The sequence below is a fragment of the Nocardioides sp. 31GB23 genome, from assembly GCF_040012395.1.
Lineage (GTDB): Bacteria > Actinomycetota > Actinomycetes > Propionibacteriales > Nocardioidaceae > Nocardioides > Nocardioides salarius.
The window spans coordinates 20852-38211 of record NZ_JBDYKJ010000022.1 but is presented as its reverse complement, the minus strand read 5'-3'; the positions used below and the strand labels follow the sequence as shown (position 1 = coordinate 38211).

Annotated in this window: 20 protein-coding genes; 13 read left to right on the top strand and 7 right to left on the bottom strand. The window is 74.1% G+C overall.

What is annotated here, in order from left to right:
• Positions 1 to 2: 2 nt before the first annotated feature.
• Both ABKW28_RS09095 and ABKW28_RS09090 read right to left on the bottom strand, forming a co-directional pair.
• Positions 3 to 2057 (bottom strand): ATP-binding protein, encoded by a 2055-nt coding sequence (locus tag ABKW28_RS09095; RefSeq protein WP_348608519.1) that lies wholly within the window; start codon positions 2055 to 2057, stop codon positions 3 to 5.
• 77 nt (positions 2058 to 2134) lie between these two features.
• Positions 2135 to 2593 carry a response regulator gene (locus ABKW28_RS09090; protein ID WP_193670624.1) on the bottom strand — a complete coding sequence of 153 codons (459 nt, stop codon included), beginning with the start codon at positions 2591 to 2593 and terminating at the stop codon, positions 2135 to 2137.
• A gap of 101 nt (positions 2594 to 2694) precedes the next feature.
• Here ABKW28_RS09090 and ABKW28_RS09085 point away from each other — a divergent pair, with 101 nt between their 5' ends.
• Entirely contained in the window at positions 2695 to 3651 is a 957-nt protein-coding gene (locus ABKW28_RS09085) for a response regulator transcription factor (protein ID WP_348608516.1), read from the top strand.
• Here ABKW28_RS09085 and ABKW28_RS09080 read toward each other — a convergent pair.
• Entirely contained in the window at positions 3648 to 4892 is a 1245-nt protein-coding gene (locus tag ABKW28_RS09080; RefSeq protein ID WP_348608514.1) for an alpha/beta hydrolase, read from the bottom strand. The genes ABKW28_RS09085 and ABKW28_RS09080 overlap by 4 nt on opposite strands.
• A 100-nt stretch (positions 4893 to 4992) precedes the next feature.
• Here ABKW28_RS09080 and ABKW28_RS09075 point away from each other — a divergent pair, with 100 nt between their 5' ends.
• From ABKW28_RS09075 to ABKW28_RS09040, 8 genes are all read left to right on the top strand, one after another.
• The gene (locus tag ABKW28_RS09075; RefSeq protein ID WP_348608511.1) at positions 4993 to 6420 is read left to right on the top strand and encodes a wax ester/triacylglycerol synthase family O-acyltransferase; all 1428 of its coding nucleotides are present in this window, start codon (positions 4993 to 4995) and stop codon (positions 6418 to 6420) included.
• Positions 6421 to 6486: 66 nt separating this feature from the next.
• Positions 6487 to 8676, top strand: coding sequence for an acyl-CoA dehydrogenase (locus tag ABKW28_RS09070; RefSeq protein WP_348608508.1), 2190 nt, complete (start codon positions 6487 to 6489; stop codon positions 8674 to 8676).
• On the top strand, positions 8673 to 9212 hold the full coding sequence (locus ABKW28_RS09065) for a MaoC family dehydratase N-terminal domain-containing protein (RefSeq protein WP_348608505.1): 540 nt from the start codon (positions 8673 to 8675) through the stop codon (positions 9210 to 9212). The genes ABKW28_RS09070 and ABKW28_RS09065 overlap by 4 nt, the downstream gene beginning before the upstream one ends.
• Complete coding sequence (locus ABKW28_RS09060) at positions 9209 to 9628, top strand: OB-fold domain-containing protein (RefSeq protein WP_348608502.1); 420 nt, start codon at positions 9209 to 9211, stop codon at positions 9626 to 9628. The genes ABKW28_RS09065 and ABKW28_RS09060 overlap by 4 nt, the downstream gene beginning before the upstream one ends.
• Positions 9625 to 10044, top strand: a complete 420-nt coding sequence (locus tag ABKW28_RS09055; protein WP_341228940.1) for a MaoC/PaaZ C-terminal domain-containing protein — start codon at positions 9625 to 9627, stop codon at positions 10042 to 10044. Before ABKW28_RS09060 ends, ABKW28_RS09055 begins: the two co-directional genes overlap by 4 nt.
• A complete protein-coding gene (locus ABKW28_RS09050; RefSeq protein WP_348608499.1) occupies positions 10041 to 11216 on the top strand; it encodes a lipid-transfer protein in 1176 nt (391 codons plus the stop codon). Before ABKW28_RS09055 ends, ABKW28_RS09050 begins: the two co-directional genes overlap by 4 nt.
• A gap of 9 nt (positions 11217 to 11225) precedes the next feature.
• Positions 11226 to 11702: an MOSC domain-containing protein gene (locus ABKW28_RS09045; RefSeq protein WP_348608496.1), complete on the top strand. Its 477-nt coding sequence runs from the start codon at positions 11226 to 11228 to the stop codon at positions 11700 to 11702.
• A gap of 79 nt (positions 11703 to 11781) precedes the next feature.
• Positions 11782 to 12654, top strand: a complete 873-nt coding sequence (locus ABKW28_RS09040) for an aminoglycoside phosphotransferase family protein (protein WP_348608493.1) — start codon at positions 11782 to 11784, stop codon at positions 12652 to 12654.
• Positions 12655 to 12656: 2 nt separating this feature from the next.
• Here ABKW28_RS09040 and ABKW28_RS09035 read toward each other — a convergent pair whose 3' ends face one another.
• From ABKW28_RS09035 to ABKW28_RS09025, 3 genes are all read right to left on the bottom strand, one after another.
• Positions 12657 to 13388: a dienelactone hydrolase family protein gene (locus ABKW28_RS09035; protein ID WP_348608484.1), complete on the bottom strand. Its 732-nt coding sequence runs from the start codon at positions 13386 to 13388 to the stop codon at positions 12657 to 12659.
• Positions 13389 to 13397: 9 nt separating this feature from the next.
• Positions 13398 to 13631 (bottom strand): hypothetical protein, encoded by a 234-nt coding sequence (locus ABKW28_RS09030; protein WP_348608481.1) that lies wholly within the window; start codon positions 13629 to 13631, stop codon positions 13398 to 13400.
• 261 nt (positions 13632 to 13892) lie between these two features.
• Positions 13893 to 14153 (bottom strand): hypothetical protein, encoded by a 261-nt coding sequence (locus tag ABKW28_RS09025; protein WP_348608478.1) that lies wholly within the window; start codon positions 14151 to 14153, stop codon positions 13893 to 13895.
• Between the two features lie 134 nt (positions 14154 to 14287).
• Between ABKW28_RS09025 and ABKW28_RS09020 the strand changes: the two genes are divergently transcribed.
• Positions 14288 to 14704, top strand: a complete 417-nt coding sequence (locus tag ABKW28_RS09020; protein ID WP_193670632.1) for a hypothetical protein — start codon at positions 14288 to 14290, stop codon at positions 14702 to 14704.
• A 69-nt stretch (positions 14705 to 14773) separates the two neighbouring features.
• On the opposite strand, the gene ABKW28_RS09015 is transcribed toward ABKW28_RS09020, so the two are convergent.
• Entirely contained in the window at positions 14774 to 15088 is a 315-nt protein-coding gene (locus tag ABKW28_RS09015) for a multidrug efflux SMR transporter (RefSeq protein WP_193670633.1), read from the bottom strand.
• A 46-nt stretch (positions 15089 to 15134) separates the two neighbouring features.
• Between ABKW28_RS09015 and ABKW28_RS09010 the strand changes: the two genes are divergently transcribed.
• The 3 genes from ABKW28_RS09010 to ABKW28_RS09000 are packed head-to-tail and all read left to right on the top strand — an operon-like array spanning position 15135 to position 17346.
• On the top strand, positions 15135 to 15650 hold the full coding sequence (locus tag ABKW28_RS09010) for a 2'-5' RNA ligase family protein (RefSeq protein WP_348608476.1): 516 nt from the start codon (positions 15135 to 15137) through the stop codon (positions 15648 to 15650).
• A 44-nt stretch (positions 15651 to 15694) separates the two neighbouring features.
• Complete coding sequence (locus ABKW28_RS09005; protein ID WP_348608471.1) at positions 15695 to 16918, top strand: DUF480 domain-containing protein; 1224 nt, start codon at positions 15695 to 15697, stop codon at positions 16916 to 16918.
• The gene (locus ABKW28_RS09000) at positions 16918 to 17346 is read left to right on the top strand and encodes a glutaredoxin domain-containing protein (RefSeq protein WP_193670636.1); all 429 of its coding nucleotides are present in this window, start codon (positions 16918 to 16920) and stop codon (positions 17344 to 17346) included. Before ABKW28_RS09005 ends, ABKW28_RS09000 begins: the two co-directional genes overlap by 1 nt.
• Positions 17347 to 17360 lie beyond the last annotated feature (14 nt).

Genomic DNA, 17360 nt, shown 5'->3' with positions numbered 1-17360 from the left:
GTTCAGGTGAGCGGCAGCCGGATCTCGAACGTCGTGCCGGCGCCCTCCGTGGACGTCACCGCGACGCTGCCGTCGTGGCGCTCGACGATCGATCGGACGATGGTCAGCCCCAGGCCGGTGCCCTGCACGCCGGTGCTCAGCGCGGTGCTGGCTCGGAAGAAGGACTCGAAGAGGCGGGCCTGCTCGGCGTCCGGGATGCCGATCCCGGTGTCGCTGACGCGCAGTACGGCCTCGCCCCCCGCGGCCGCCAGGTCGACGCCGACACGGCCACCGTCGGGGGTGAACTTGACGGCGTTGGAGACGAGGTTGATCACGACGCGCTCGAGCTGGTCGCGCTGGCCGAGCACCACGACGGGGTCCGCGGGCAGGGCGGTGCCCAGCTCGAGGTCGCGGGGGCGCACCAGCTCCTCGGTCTCGGCCAGTGCCGCGCCCACCACGTCTCGCAGGTCGCAGGGCTCGGCCTCGGCGTCCTCCCGCTGCGACTCGACGCGCGAGAGCGACAGGATGTTCTCGATCAGCCCCAGGAGCCGGTGACCGCTGCGCTCGATGCGGTCGAGCATGTCGCGCTGACGCTCGGTGAGGCTGCCTCCCGTGCCGCTGCCGAGCAGCTGGGTGAAGCCCAGGACGCTCGTCATGGGGGTGCGCAGCTCGTGGCTGACCGACGAGACGAACTCCGACTTCTCGCGGTCCAGCTCCTCGAGGCGCTCGACCGCCTGCTGCTCGCGGTCGAGGGCGGTACGCAGGACGCGCTCGGCGGCGCGGCGCTCCGAGACGTCATGGGCGACCGCGAGGTAGCCGGCCGGCCGGGCGTCGTCGTCGAGCAGGGCGGTGGTGGCGACGTTGACGGTGACCTGGGAGTCGTCGCCGCGCAGCCAGCACCAGTCCTGGCGCACCGGGGTGCCGTCGGCGACGGAGCGCATGGCGGTAGAGAGGTCGTCACTGCCCGGTTCGCGCCGCGCGCGCAGCGCCTGCGGAGCGTAGATGGAGGTCAGTGGTGCACCCACGAGGCCGGTTGCAGCCCGTCGCAGCAGGGTCTCGGCCCCGGGGTTGGCGTAGGTGATGATCCCCGCGGAGTCGGTGCCGATGATCGCGGTGTCGGTGGCGGAGTTGAGCACCGCGGAGGTCAGCTCGCGCTCGCGACGTAGCGCCGACGCCGCCCGCCGGGCGTCCTCGAGGGCGGTGCGACGCTGCTGCACGGCGATGGCGAGGGGGAGCGCGACGACGACGAGCGTCACGATGAAGAGCTGGACCATGGCGCCACGCATCTGGGCGTCGATCCTGTCGGGGGCGCCGAAAGGTCCCGCCGCCTCCGAGGTCATCAGGGTCACCCCGGTGCTGACGGCGAGGATCTGCCAGGTCAGCCAGCGCACCGGGAGCACGGCGGCCCCCCAGACGACGAGGGGCACCACCAGGAAGGTCAGGGGCAGCTCCTGGCCCGGTGCGAAGACCAACGCCGAGACGACCGCCGTGAGCGTGAGCTGGGCGACCACGGCAGCGCGCCGCCGGTCGAGGAGGTCTCGGGCCCGGGTGGACCTGAGGAAGACGGGCACGACGGCCAGCAGGGCGGCGGAGTGCGACGCTGCGACGCTGCGCGCGGTGCTCCAGGGGTCGCCGTCGGTCATCAGGGCGACCACGAGAGCGGCGACGGCGCCGATGCCCAGGCCGGTGCCCACCCCCACGACGAGGAGGCGTCGGAAGTCCTCCCCGGTGAGCAGCGAGGGGCGCCCCCGCAGGCCGCCGAGGGCGATGCAGAAGGCGAGCACCTCCCCGGCGTTGACCACGCCGTAGACGAGCGAGAGCGGGACGGGGCGGCCGCCGACGATGTTGGCCGCGGCCGACATCGGCACCAGCAGGGCGACCAGCAGCGGCCAGTGGCGGCGGTGGTGGAGCAGGAGGAGGCCGGCGCCCACGCCGGAGGCCGGCCACCACGCGGCGACCTCGGTGCCGGGCACGGCGAAGCGGACGGACACGACGCCCAGCACGAGGACCAGGCCCAGCAGGCCGGCTGTCGCGGACACCGGCACCCGGTGCTCGCCATCATGGGGGGAGGGGGGCATCGGTCCATCATCGGGTCCGAGCTGCCCCGGGGCGAGCACCGGTGCCGGTGAGTCGAGGGATGGGCCGGGGCGTGGCGTCACCGGCCGTGCCACGCCCCGCAGAGATCTTCGACCGGCTCCCCGTCGTCGAGGCCGTCACCGGCCTGGGCACGGTCGCGGCGGGCCAGGTGCACCCGCACCACCCGCAGCAGGTCGGCGATGCGGAAGGGCTTGGGCAGGTAGCCGTCGGCTCCAGCGGCCAGGCCGGCATCGATGTCGTCGGGCGAGGTCAGGGCCGAGAGGAGCACCACGCTGGTGCGCGGCCGGAGCCCGTACGAGCGCCGCTCGAGGCTGCGCAGGGCGGCGGTGAACCCGATGCCGCCCAGCACGGGCATGGTCACGTCGACGATGGCCAGGTCGACCTGGTCCTCCTCGAGGTGCCGCAGCGCTGCCGCGCCGTCGGGGGCGGTGACGACCCGGTGGCCCTCGGTCGAGAGCGCGAGCTCGACCAGCTCTCGGATGTCCTCGTCGTCGTCCACGACCATGATCTCTGCCATGTCTCCACGGTGCCCCTGGCGCCGTGGGTGCCGTGTGTCGACCGGAGGGGGCGGTGTGAGGAAAACGTGAGGATCGGCGGACCCCGCACTAGGCTCGCGTCATGGCGAAGGTGCTCGTGGTCGACGACGACCCCGCCCTGCGCCAGGCGCTGCGCGGGGCGCTGGGCCGGGTCGGCTTCGACGTGGTGGTGGCCCCCGACGCCCGCGGCGGGATCGACCTGCTGAGCACGGCCCAGCCCGACGTGGTGGTGCTCGACCTGGGCCTGCCCGACGCGCGTGGCCTCGACGTGGTGCGCCGCTTCCACTCGCTCGGCAGCGTGCCGATGCTGATCCTGTCGGGGTCGACCGAGGAGTCGCGCAAGGTCCAGGCCCTCGAGGCGGGGGCCGACGACTACCTCGACAAGCCGTTCGGCATCGACGAGCTCGGGGCCCGCCTGAGGGCGCTGCTGCGCCGCAGCGGCGCGAGCGCCGCGGACCTCTCGGGGGGCCGGCCGGTGCGGCACGACCTGGGCCGGCTCGTCGTCGACCTGGGTGCGCGCACGGTCGAGGTCGACACCCGCTCGGTGCACCTGACACCCACCGAGTGGCGGCTGCTCGAGGAGCTGCTGGCCCACCCCGGCCGGCTGCTCACGCACGGCTGGTTGCTGTCCCGCGTCTGGGAGGACGGCCGGGGCGAGGAGTCGCGCGCCGCGCTGCGCACCCATGTGCGCTCGCTGCGCGCGAAGCTGCAGGACCCTGCCGACCGTCCGGTCTACGTCGCCACCGAGAGCGGCGCGGGCTACCGGTGGATCGCCGAGATGCCGGCCGAGCCGGGGCGCACCGAGCCCGACCCGGGGCCGGACGACGACACCCGGGCCCTGGTGCACGACCTCAACAACGCCCTGACCGCCCTGCAGCTCGGGGTGCACCTGGCCCAGGGTCGTCTCGAGCGGTCGTCGCTGAGCGAGGAGGAGCGCCGCTCGGTCGGGGCGCCGCTGGGCCACCTCGACGCGACGCTGGCCCGGGCGGCGCGGCTGGCCGTGGCGCTCGAGCACCGGGCCGTGGCCGGAGCCGACTAGGCCCGGACCCCGCCGCGGGCCTGCGCGCGGTGTCGGTTCCAGTGCCAGTGCAGGTAGCGGTCGATGGCGCGCACCACGTGCTGGCTGCGGATCGAGGGGAAGACGTCGAACGCGTGCTGTGCGCCCGGCAGCTCGGCGTACACCACCGAGCGTCGTGAGGTGCGCCGGAGGCGCTCGACGAACAGGCGGGCCTGCTCGACGGGCGCCAGCGAGTCGTGCCTGCCGTGCAGCACGAACATGTCGGGCGCCTCGTCGCTGATCTGCAGGATGGGCGAGGCGTCCTCGAAGACCTCGGGGTCCTCCTCCCAGCGCCGGCCCAGGACACGAGGACCCAGGAAGTGGTCGCGCATCAGCTCGGTGGCCCGCACGCCCGTCGAGCCGGCGACGTCGTAGATGCCGTAGTGCGGCACCGCGACCTGCACGCTGGTGTCGGCGTCCTCGAAGCCGGGCTGCCACTCGCGCCGGTGCGGGGTCAGGGCTGCGAGGGCCGCCAGGTGGCCGCCGGCGGAGCCGCCGGTGATGGCGATGTAGCCGGGGTCCCCGCCGTAGGCGCCGATGTGCTCGCGGACCCACGCGATCGACTTCTTGACGTCCTCGATCTGGGCGGGCCACAGGTCGCGTGGTGCCAGGCGGTAGTTGACCGCCACGCACACCCACCCCTTGAGGGCCAGGTGGTGCATGAGCGGGATGCCCTGCTGGTCCTTGCGCCCGATGGTCCAGCCGCCGCCGTGGACCTGCAGCAGCACCGGCGCTCCCTCGAGCGGCGTGTCGGCGGGGCGGTAGACGTCGAGCATGCCGCGACGCCCCAGGGCGTCGTCGTAGACGATGTCGCGCTCGACGTGCACCCGCGGCTCACGCATCCGGAACGGGTAGGCCAGGCGCCGCCACGGCACCGCCAGGTCGGCCGGGGTGGGCCGGTCCTCGAGGTCGTCGGCGTAGTCGGCGCCGAGGGCCTCGACGAGGGACTCCTCGGCGACCTCGCGCACCCGGCGGCTCTGGGCGACCAGGAAGGCGAGGCCGAGCGAGCTGGCGGCGGCCAGGGCCAGCCCGCGGGTGTCGCGCCGCCGGCCGGTGGCGTGGGCGGCGGCGTCGGCCACCGTCACCGCCAGCACGTGGGGAGCGAGCTCGCCGACCAGCCAGCTCGGGAAGAACGTGGCGAGTGAGGTCCGGTAGCCGGGCAGCGGGCGCACGGCGTTCGCCGTGAGGGCAGCGGTCACGACCTGGCGACGGAGGAAGGCCATGGCGCGCACTCTAGGTCGCCGGCCGCAGCCGCGTCGCGGGAGTGCGAGATGTCCACCGATGTGCAAAACTAGAACACGTTTCACTTGACGGAAGGTGTCCATGGACCGGCTCTCAGGCCTCGACGCCAGCTTCTTGTACCTCGAGACGCCGGCCCAGCTGATGCACGTGTGCGGGCTGCTGGTCCTGGACGTGTCGACGATGCCGGGCGGGTACGACTTCGAGGGGCTGCGCTCGCAGATCGACGCCCACGTGCGGGAGGTGCCGGCCTTCACCCGCCGGCTGCGGCGGGTGCCGCTCGGGCTGGACCACCCGGTGTGGGTGCGCGACCGCTCGTTCGACATCGAGCGGCACGTGCACCGGCTCGCGCTGCCGACGCCCGGCGGCTACCGGGAGCTGACCGAGCTGGCGGGGCACCTGGCGGGGCTGCCCCTCGACCGGTCCCGCCCGCTGTGGGAGATGTGGGTGGTCGAGGGCTACGCGGACGGCAAGGTCGTGGTGCTGAGCAAGATGCACCACGCGACGGTCGACGGTGTCTCGGGGGCCAACCTGATCTCCCACCTGTGCGCCCTCTCGGCCACCGACGCCCCGCTCGCTCCCGTCCCCGAGGTCGCGCGCAGCCGTGAGGCAGGTCCGGCCGAGCTGCTGGGGCGCGGTGTGCTCAGCACGGCTGCCCGCCCCCTGCACCTGGCCCGCCTCGTGAGCCCGTCGGCCACCCTGGTGACCCGGACCGTGGGTCGGGCCCGCGCCGGCACCGCCATGGCCGCGCCGCTGACCGCGCCCCGCACATCGTTCAACGGCACCATCACCGGGCACCGCAGCATCGGGCTGGCCGACATGGACCTCGACGACGTGCGGGCGGTCAAGTCGGCGAGCGGGAGCACCGTCAACGACGTGGTGCTGGCCGTGGCCGGGGGTGCGCTGCGCTCCTACCTGCAGGAGCGCAGCGAGCTGCCGACCGAGTCGCTGCTGGCCACCGTGCCGGTCTCGGTGCGTGGCTCGTCGCGCCGCTCCGAGGGGGCCAACAAGGTCTCGGCGCTCTTCACCCGGCTCGGCACCGACATCGAGGACCCGCTGGAGCGGGTGCGCGACCTGGCCGTGCGCAACCGGCACGCCAGGGACCACCACAACGCCATCAGCGCCGACTCGCTGCAGGACTGGGCCGAGTTCGCCGCCCCGCGGACCTTCGGCCTGGCGGTGCGCGCCTACGCGGGCCTGCGCCTGGCCGAGCGACACCCCGTGGTGCACAACCTGGTGATCTCCAACGTGCCGGGGCCGCCGGTGCCGCTGTTCTTCGTCGGCGCCCGGATCGAGGCGCTCTACCCGCTGGGTCCGGTCTTCCACGGCGCCGGGCTCAACATCACCGTGATGTCGAACGCCGGTGAGCTGCACGTCGGGGTGATCGCCTGCCGGGAGTCGGTGCCCGACGTCGACGACCTGGTGCAGCGGTTCCCGGCGGCGCTGGCCGAGCTGCTGGAGGCGGTGACCGCACCCGCGGGTGGGGGTCCGACGGGGCGGGACGACGCCTGACGGTTGAAGTAGAACACGTTACAGTTCTGTCCACGAGCACGCACGACGAGGAAGTGGAGGCCGGCCGTGTCGGACGGATACGACGCCGAGGAGCACCGGGAGTCGGTGCAGGCGGTGCGCACGGTCGTGCGCGAGGCGCTCGACCGCGACGCGACCTGGGCCGACCTGGCCGCGGCCGGACTGCTGGGCCTGCCGGTCCCTGAGGAGCTCGGAGGCGAGGGCCTGGGCCTGGCCGCGGTGGGCGCGCTGCTGCACGAGACCGGCGCCCGGGCCGTGCGCCTGCCGGTCTGGGAGACCCTGGCCTGCGCGGTGCCCACCCTGGTCGGGCACGGCACCGACGCCCAGCGCAAGGAGTGGCTGCCGGGGGTCGTCTCGGGCGAGGTCGTGCTGAGCCCCGCGCTGCGCGAGGCCGGCGCTCGCTCACGGGCGGGCCGCCAGCCGCGCACGACGTACGCCGACGGGGCGGTGAGCGGGCGCAAGATCGCGGTCACCCACGCCGACACCGCGGCCCGGCTCCTGGTCACCGCCCGTGACGGGGAGCGCAGCGTCGTGGTGCTCGTCGACCCGGCCGGCCCCGGCGTCCGGCTCGAGGAGTCGCCCTCGTCGAGCCGACTGGCCCGGCACACCGTGGTGCTCGACGGCGCCCCGGCCGAGCTGCTCGAGGACGGCGCGGCCGCCACCCTCGAGGCGCACGCGACGGCGGGGCTGTGCCTCACCGCCGCCGGCGTCCTGGCCGGCGCCCGCGACCTCACGGCCGGCTACGTCAAGGACCGCCGGCAGTTCGGGCGCGCGCTGGCACAGTTCCAGGCCGTCGCGATGCAGGTCGCCGACGTCTACATCGCCGCGCGCACCACCGACCTCGCGGCGCGCAACGCCGCCTGGCGGGTCGACGCGGGCCTCGAGGCCGCCGACGACCTGGCCGTGGCTGCGTACTGGGTGTGCTCGCAGGGGCCGGCCGCGCTGCGCACCTGCCACCACCTGCACGGGGGCACCGGCGTCGACGAGACCTACCCGCTGCACCGCTACTTCTCGTGGATCACCGACATCGCCCACGACCTCGACACCCTGCCCGGCGACGTGCCGGTCGAGTCGGCAGCGGCCAAGAACCTCGAGCTCACCGCTGCCCAGCGCGGGCTCAAGGCCGAGCTCCGGGACTACTTCTCCGGGCTCGCCGGCGCCGAGGACCACCGTGAGATGGGCGTCGACCGGCACGGGGAGACCTACCAGCGCACCGTGCGGCGGATGGGCGAGGACGGCTGGATGGGGGTCGGCTGGCCCACCGAGCACGGCGGTCGCGGGCTCGGTGAGCTGGAACAGACGATCTTCGCCAACGAGGCGCAGTGGGCCGACGTGCACCTGCCCGCCGTCACGCTGCAGACCGTGGGGCCGACCCTGATCCGCTACGGCACCGCCCAGCAGAAGGAGATGTTCCTCGCTCGGATCCTGCGCGGCGACGTGCACTTCGCGATCGGCTACTCCGAGCCCGACGCCGGCACCGACCTGGCGTCGCTGCGCACGACCGCCCGCCGCGAGGGCGACCACTACGTCGTCAACGGCCAGAAGCTGTGGACCACAGGTGGCCACCAGGCCGACTACCTGTGGCTGGCCGTGCGCACCGACCCCGACGCTCCCAAGCACCGGGGCATCTCGATCCTGATCGTCGACACCTCCGACCCCGGCTACTCCTGGACCCCGATCATCACCGCCGACGGCTCCCACCACGTCAACGCGACGTACTTCAACGACGTGCGGGTGCCGGTCGACATGCTCGTCGGCGAGGAGAACCAGGGCTGGCGCCTGATCACCACCCAGCTCAACCACGAGCGGGTCATGCTCGGGCCCGCCGGTCGCATCGAGGGGCTGCGCGACCGGGTCGCCCGGTGGGCGGCCGCGCACGGCGTGCACGAGGAGCCCGACGTGGCCGAGGTGATGGGGCGGGTCACCGCCGCCTTCCGGGTCAACGAGCTGCTCAACTGGGACGTCGCCCGCGCCGGCGAGCACGGCGAGGTCTCCGTCGGCGACGCGTCGTCGTCGAAGGTCTTCGCCGCCGACCAGGTGCAGCACCTGGCCGCCGACCTGGTGGCCGTCGTGCACCGGCACGGCGACCCGGCCGAGCCCGCGACCCGGGCGCTGCTGGAGTACCTCGACGCGCAGGCCAAGCGGAACCTGGTGCTCACCTTCGGCGGTGGGGTGCAGGAGGTGCAGCGCGAGCTGATCGCGGTGTTCGGCCTCGGGCTGCCGCGGGTGCCCCGATGAGCGCGGAGGTGCAGGAGCTGCACGGGGTGGCACCCGACGTGCACCAGCAGGTGATGGCCGAAGCCGAGCGGATCCGGGGCTGGGGAGAGGCCGCGGAGCGCTGGGCGCGCGACCCGGTCAACCAGCCGACGATCAGCAGCTGGGTCGAGGCGATGGGCAACGACAACCCGCGCTGGCGCCAGGGCGAGGCCCCGCCGTCGATGGCCCAGGTGTGGACGATGTACGGCCAGGGCGGCCGGGCCCCCGAGGACGACCCGCTGCACGCGATGATGGGGGTGCTCACCGCCGCGGGCTTCACGGCGGTGCTGGGCACCGACTCCGACCAGACCTACCACCGCACGCTGCTGGTGGGTGAGTGGGTGCGGGTGACCACGGCGCTCGACTCGGTGGTCGGCCCCAAGCGCACCGGCATGGGGGTCGGCTACTTCGTGACCTCGCGCTCGACCTGGTACGTCGACCACGACGGCGGAGAGCCCGAGAAGGTGGCCTCGATGCTCTTCCGGGTGCTCAAGTTCGTGCCCCGGAGCGCGTCGTGAGCACCCCGACCAGCACCCCGACCAGCTCCGTGCTGCGACCCCAGCGGAACCGCGACACCGCGTTCTTCTGGGAGGGCACGGCCCTCGGTGAGCTGCGGGTGCAGAGCTGCAACGCCTGCGGCGCGCTGCGGCACCCGCCCGGCCCCTCCTGCCCCGGCTGCCTGGCCCTCGACCGCGGCCACGTCGTCGTCTCGGGGCGCGGCAGCGTCTTCTCCTACGTCGTGCACCGCTATCCGCCGGTGCCCGGCAAGGAGCTGCCGATCCTGATCGCGCTCGTCGAGCTCGAGGAGGGCCCCCGGATGCTGGGCGAGCTCGTCGGCGTCGCCGACGACGAGGTCGAGATCGGGATGGCCGTGCGGGTGGACCTGCACCGTGTCGACGACGACCTGACCCTGCCGACCTGGAGGCGCGCGTGAGCACCGAGACCCCGACCGTGGCACTGACCCCGGGGGCGGCCCTGCCCGGGTGGAGCCTGCCGATCACCCCGACGCTGGTGGTCAGCACCGCCATCGCCACCCGCGACTTCCAGGACGTCCACCACGACCGTGACGTGGCGCAGGCGGCCGGCTCGAAGGACATCTTCCTCAACATCCTGACCTCGACGGCGCTGGTGGAGCGCTACGTGACCGACCACCTCGGCCACGACGTCGACGTGCGCGGCATCTCGATCAGGCTCGGCGCCCCGGCGTACCCCTACGACACGCTGGACTTCGCCGGCGAGGTCGTGGCGGTCGAGGACGGCGTGGTCGTGCTGCGGGTGACGGGAGCGGTGTCGCTGGGCGACCACGTCGTCGGCACCGTGCGGGTGGCGGTCGGGGAGGTCGCCGCGTGAGCCGCTCGCTGTCGGGGCGGGCCGCGATCGCCGGGATCGGCGCCACCGAGTTCTCCAAGGAGTCCGGGCGCTCGGAGCTGCAGCTGGCCGTCGAGGCGGTCCGCGCAGCGGTCGAGGACGCCGGGCTGACGATGGCCGACGTCGACGGGCTGACCACGTTCACCATGGACGCCAACAGCGAGATCGCCGTCGCCCGCGAGCTCGGCATCGGCGAGCTGCGCTTCTTCAGCCGGATCAGCTACGGCGGGGGCGCGGCGTGCGCCACCGTGCAGCAGGCCGCGATGGCGGTCGCCACCGGCGTCGCCGACGTCGTGGTCTGCTACCGCGCGTTCAACGAGCGCTCCGGCGACCGCTTCGGGCAGGTCTCGGTGGCCGCCAACGCCCAGGTCAACACCAACGGGCTCGACAACGCCTGGTCCTACCCGATGGGCCTGGGCACGCCCGCGGCCACCGTGGCGATGCAGGCCCGCCGCTACATGCACGACTACGGCGCCACCTCCGAGGACTTCGGCCGCGTGGCCGTCGCCGACCGTCGGCACGCAGCCACCAACCCGCACGCCTTCTTCCACGGCAGGCCGATCACGCTCGAGGACCACCAGGCCTCGCGGATGATCGTCGACCCGCTGCACCTGCTCGACTGCTGCCAGGAGTCCGACGGCGCGCAGGCGATCGTGGTCGTCTCGGCCGAGCGGGCTCGTGACCTCGCCCAGCGGCCGGCCTACGTCACGGCGGCCGCGCAGGGCAGCGGCCGCGACCAGTTCGTGATGACGTCGTACTACCGCGACGACATCGGCATCCCCGAGATGGGCGTGGTGGGGCGCGAGCTCTGGCGGCAGTCGGGGCTGCGGCCCGACGACATGCCGATGGCGATCCTCTACGACCACTTCACGCCGTACGTGCTGATGCAGCTGGAGGAGCTCGGCTTCTGCGGGCGCGGCGAGGCGCCCGGGTTCATTGCCGACGGGGCCATCGAGGTCGGGGGGCGGCTGCCGCTCAACACCCACGGCGGCCAGCTCGGCGAGGCCTACATCCACGGGATGAACGGCATCGCCGAGGCGGTGCGCCAGGTGCGCGGCACCGCGGTCAACCAGGTGGAGGCGGCCGCGTCGTCGCACGTGCTGGTCACCGCCGGCACCGGCGTGCCGACGAGCGGGCTGGTGCTGTCTGCCTAGGCTCACCGGGTGCCGACCGTCTCGCAGCTCCACACCGCCAAGGGCCGACGGCTCCCGATGCGGTCCTTCGAGCAGCTCGAGGTCGAGACCGCCAAGGGGATCGTGGGCGACCGCTACCACGGCGCGAGGCACCGGCAGGTGACGATCCAGAGCCAGTCGTCCCTCGACGAGGCGAGCGACGTCTTCGGCTCCCTGGTGCCCGCCGCGCTGACCCGGCGCAACATCACCGTCTCCGACGGGGTCGTGCCGCAGGCCCCCGGCAGCATCATCCGGGTCGGGCCCGTGGTGCTGGAGGTCGTGCGGGTCGCCGCGCCCTGCAAGCTCCTCGACGACACCATCGGCGACGGCGCCCAGGCCGCCCTGCGTCGCCGGGGCGGCTCGGTGTGCCGGGTGCTCGAGGGCGGCCTCGTCCGCCTCGGCGACCGGGTCGCGCTCGACGGCGTCGACGAGTCCCAGACTCTCTTCGGCGCCGCCCTCCGGGACTGAGTGGTCACTGCCGACATCTCGAAGGCGGGTCTCGCTGTCGTCTGTGACCATTGCGCGCCAACCGTGGTGTGATGCCGTCGTGGTCTCGGAAGGCGTCGACGTTGCCGCCGCGCTGCACTGGGTCGAGGTGCTGACCTCGCCCGTCGTGAGGGTGGAGGAGCTGCGGGGAGGTTGGACCTCGACCATGCTGGCGCTGGCGACGCGGTCGCACGGCGAGCTGGTCCTCAGGCTGATGACGCGCGAGCCTTGGCGCACGCACGGTCCTTCGCTGACCACCCGGGAGCACGAGGTGCAGCACGCGCTCGCAGCGACCGCGGTACCCGCTCCCCGTCCCGTGGCTCTCGACGCGGAGGGCGAGGCGTGCGGGGTGTCAGCGCACCTGATGACACGGGTGCCGGGGGCAGTCGACGTCGACCGGGTCGATCCGGCCTCCCTCGCCCGGCTCGCCGACGTGCTGGCCGGCATCCACGGCGTGCAGCCCACCGTCGATGTGCGGACCTTCCAGTCCTGGGCGTGGCAGGCGAAGTTCGTTGCCCCCGAGTGGGCCGCCGACACCGGTCTGTGGGAGAGCGCCTTCGACCTGCTGCGTACCGACCCGCCCGGCTACGAGCCGAGGCTGATCCACCGCGACTTCCAGCACCGCAACGTGCTGTGGTCGGGTGACGCGGTCACGGGTGTCGTCGACTGGGTCGAGACCTCCATCGGCCCGGCGTGGCTCGACGTCGCGCACTGCTGCACCAACATCGCGATCGGGCACGGCAGCGATCGGGCCGACGCCTTCGCCACCGCGTATGTCGAGCGGACCGGTGCTCGACCTCAGTCCTACTTCGACGTCATGGACGTCGTCGGCTTCCTCCCGCCTCCGGGGAGGGCCTCGTTCATCACGGCGCACGACGAGCGCGAGCGTCTCGAGGGACACCTGCTGCGCGCCATGCGGCGGGTCGCCTCCTAGCTCTAGCCGCTGAGCAGGTCGTCGAAGAAGCCGAGCACCCGGTCGACGGCCTCCTGGCGGCGGTGGACGGTGACGGTGGAGTGGCCGCGGCCGGGGAGGTCGACGCGGATGAAGGCGTCGCCGAGCTCGCGGTCGAGGGTGTCGAATCGGGTGCCGGTGGTGGGGTCCTTCTCGAACTGCAGGCCCAGCACGCTGCAGCCGCGCTGCTTGACGACGTCGAGGTCGGCGGGGGAGAGGCCCAGGTCGGCGGCGCGTCGGCGACCCACCGGGAACGGCAGCGAGGGCTGGCACAGCACCGGCGCGGCCACAGAGGTGTCCACGGCCATGGCCAGCGCGAACCCGCCGGTCAGGCACATACCGAGCGCGCCCACGCCGGGCCCGCCGAGCTCGTCGTGCAGCGACCGGGCGAGGTCGCGCAACCACGCCACGACGGGTGACGTCTCCCCGGCCGCCATCACGGTGAACTCGCGGTTGATGCACACCTTCGGCATCACCTTCGCGACCTGGCCCACACTCATCGGGCGCCCGGTCTCGCCGAAGAGGTGCGGCAGCACCACGGTGTAGCCGGCCTCGACGAGCTCGTCGGCGAAGCCGATGACCTCGGCGGTCAGCCCCGGGATCTCGTGGACGACGACGACGCCGGGGCCGGTCCCGCGACGGTACGTCGGGTGGGTGACCCCGTCGGCCGTGTGCGAGCCGGGGGTCCAGGAGCCGGGCCATGCGGGCATCGTCATGCCAGGACTCTAGGGCGCGGAGCTGCCCCCCGCGGGCTTCCCCAGGTCGACGGTCGCGCCGCGCTCCACCAGCCGCAGTGTGTCGGCCAGGTCGGCCTCGGCGTGCCTGGACACGAAGTCGGACAGCGGCGAGCGGAAGACCCCGTAGTCGTCGTGGTGCACGGGCACCGTCACGGCCGGCCCGAGCAGCCGGACCAGGTCGACGCCCTGCCGGTCGTCCATCGTCACCGTCAGGCCCAGCACGCGGGTGCCCCCCCAGGTGCACGACGGCCGCGTCGAGGGGGCCGCACCGCTCGACGACCTCGCGCAGCCAGGGCCGGTAGAGCGTGTCGCCGCTGACGTAGAGCCGGAAGGGCCGCGAGGCGTCGGGGCGGGACAGCCCGAGGACGGAGCCCATCACCGACGGCAGGAGGAACCGTGCGGGCCCGGGCCCGTGCACGCCGGGCACCGAGGTGATCCGCAGACGCCAGCCGTCGCGCTCGAGCTCGACGCTCTCCCAGGTGCTCATCCCCGCGGACTCGTCGAAGCCCCACTTCCCGAGTCACCGTGCAGGTGCGAGAGCAGCACCCCGTCGAGCCGGGGCAGGTCCTCGGGCTGCAGCGCGGGCTCGGTCAGCCGCCGGGAGAACAGCCCCTTGCCCAGGTAGGCGCGTTGGCCCTGGTGCAGGAAGTTGGGGTCGGTGAGCACCGTGAACGGCCCGAGGTCGAGCAGTGTCGTCGCGGTACCGACGAACCGCAGGGTGGTCTCCGAGGCCTCGTGGTCCATGTCGCCTCCCAGGCGCTGACGGCGGGTCTGTCGGCCCTCCGGGTACCCCCGCCAGCGGCGCGGCACACACGCCCGCCGGGGTGAGCGCCGCAGGGCGGGCCGGGTCCGGCGCCTGGCGCGACTAGGCTCGACGCATGTCGTCCCGGGCGCAGCACGACCGCCGCTTCCCGCGCGAGGACGGCGAGGAGCCCGGTGGGCTCGAGCAGGAGCAGGACGGCCAGCGGCGCGTCCTCGTGGTCGCGGCCTGGGTCCTGGTGGGCTTCGTGGTCCTCGTGCAGCTGCCGTGGGTCGTCTCGGCCTTCGCAGAGGGCCTGCATGTGGGCACGTGGTGGGTGTTGACGGTCGTGCCTTGGGTGACGGCCGTCCTCGTGGTCCCGGTGGCCACGCTGATCGGTCTCGCCTGGGTGGGTGCGGGCTTCGGTCGCCCGGACCTCGCCCCCGCGCCCGGGCGGTCCACGTGCACCAGCACCCTGACCAGCGTCACCGTGCTGCTCCTGGTCCTGGAGGTCCTCGTGGTCGGCACGATCGTGTCGCTGAGCTGGGCGCTCTGACCCGCCGGGTGCACGACCGGATGGAGCCCGCCACCAGGGCCGCGCACACCCGTCGTGCCGCACGCTGGCTCAGCTGACGAGCTTGAGACCCACGATGCAGCCGACCAGGCCGACGAGCAGCGCGACGCGTGCGAGGTCGGCCGGCTCGTCGCCGGTGACCATCGCGTAGGCCACCGTCAGCGACGCGCCGATGCCGACCCATACGGCGTACGCCGTGCCGACCGGGAGGGTGCGCATCGCCTGGGCCAGGCCGAGCATGCTCAGCACCACCGCCACGCCGAAGACCACCGACGGCACCAGCCGGCTCAGGCCCTCCGAGCGGCCCAGGGCCGTGGCCCACACCGCTTCGAGGACACCGGAGACGACGAGCACCAACCAGGCCATGCGCTGGATCGTGGCACAGGACCGCCCACCGGGCAGGATGGGGCCCATGCCGCGCCTGCACTCCCTCGAGCTGCTCCCCGACGACGAGGGCCAGGAGTCGGTCCGTGCCCAGTGGCAGGCCCTGGCGGACGCCGGGCTGCCCTCCCAGCTCGACCACCGGGGCGCCACCAACGCCCCGCACGTCAGCGTCGTCGAGGCCGAGGCGCTGCCCGACGCCGCTCTCGACGTCGCCCGGGCCCGCCTGGGCGGCCTGCTGCCGGTCACGGCGCTGGTCGGCGGGGTGCTGCTGCTCGGCGAGGGCCGGGTCACCCTGGCCCGGCCGGTCCAGCTCGCCGACGACGTCGTACGCCGCGTGCTCGCGGTGCGCGTGCAGGTGCCGGAGCGCCGGCACCTGGGCTGGGTGCCGCACCTGACCCTGGCCCGGCGGCTCGCGCGGGCCGACGTGCCGCGGGCCCTGGAGGTGCTGGCCGGTCTCGACGCCGAGCGCGACGCCAGCCTCGAGCTGCGCCTGACCTCGCTGCGGCGCTGGGACCCCGACGCCGGCGAGGTCCACGACCTGTGAGTCCTGCCTCGGCCCGGGCCGGGGGCGCCCACTAGGTTGGGGACATGCTCGACCAGCCCCTCGACGCCACCCAGCAGCGTGTGCTCGGCGCGCTGATGGAGAAGCAGGTGACCGTGCCGGCGTCCTACCCGATGACGCTGGGAGGCCTGCGCACCGCCTGCAACCAGTCCAGCAGCCGCGACCCGGTCACCGACCTCGACGAGGACGACGTCAAGCAGTGCGCCCACGCGCTCAAGGAGCGGGGCCTGCTGCGGATCGTGTGGTCCGACACCGGGCGCCGCACCCTGAAGTACCACCAGGTCCTCGACGAGGTGCTGGGCCTCGACGACGACGAGCGCGCGGTGCTCACGGTGCTGCTGCTGCGCGGGCCGCAGTCCCCGGGCGAGCTGCGCACCCGCACCGAGCGGCTGCACACCTTCGCCGACCGCGACGAGGTGGCGGCGTGCCTTTCCCGGCTCGCCGCCCGCGACGAGCCGTTGGTCCAGCAGCTCGAGCGGCGCCCGCGCGAGCAGGACCACCGCTGGGCGCACCTGCTGGGGCCCGCCGAGCCCGACCCGGCGTCCGTGCCGGGCGCGGCGGTCGCCCCGGTCGACCGCGAGGCCCCGCTGGCCGAGGGCGCCGAGCGTCGCGACGCGCGGGTGCGGGCGGCGTACGACGCCGTGGCCGCGCCCTACGCCGAGCGCTTCGCAGGCGAGCTGGCCGACCTGCCCTTCGATCGCTGGCTGCTGGAGCGGGCCGCGCAGGACGCGGCCGGGCTGCCGGTGGTCGACGCCGGGTGCGGGCCGGGCCACGTCACCGCCCACCTCGCCGGGCTGGGGGTCGACGCCCGGGGCCTCGACGTCTCGGCCGAGATGGTGGCGCAGGCCAGGGAGCGGCACCCCGGGGTGCGCTTCGACGTCGGTGACCTGCGGCGGCTGATCCGCCCCGAGAGCGCCGAGGGGTGGGGCGCGGTGCTCGGCTGGTACTCGCTGGTCCACCTCGCCGGCTCCGAGCTCGCCGACGCCGTCGCCGCGCTGGCGCGCCCGCTGGCGCCCGGCGGGGTGCTGCTGCTGGGTCTGCAGGCGGGCTCCGAGGTGCGCCGGATCGAGAGCTGGCTCGACGTCGACCTCGGTGAGGGCGGGCTCACGCTCGTGCACCACGACCCTGCCGACGTCGTCGCGGCCGTCGAGGCGGCCGGGCTCGTCGACGTCGAGTGGTTCGTGCGCGGTCCCCGCCCGGCGCTGGGGGAGACCAGCCAGCGCCTCTACGTGCTGGGCAGGAGGGCCTGATGGGCCGGTGGGGCGGCTCGGCCGCGCTGCTGGTCGCGGCCGGCGTGATGCTCGGCAGCGACCCCGGCCCCGGGTCGGTCGTGCTGGCCGCGCTGATGGTGCTGCTGGCGTACCTGCTCTCGCCGCTGCTCTTCCCGAGCTCGCCGGGCGACGCCGCCGGTCGCAAGCGTGGCCGCGAGCAGGGCGTGCCGGTGGTCTACTGGCGCCCCGGCTGCCACCACTGCCTCAAGCTGCGTCTGGGGCTGCTGGTCACCGGCGCCCGGGTGGTGTGGGTCGACATCTCCCGCGACCCCGATGCGCTGGCCCGGGTGCGCAGCGTCAACGGCGGCGACGCGACCGTGCCGACGGTGTTCTCGCGCGGCAGCGTGCGCACCGCCCCGTCGCTGCGCTGGGTGCGCGAGCAGCTGGCCGGAGCCCGCGGCCGGTAGCCGGCCCAGGCCGG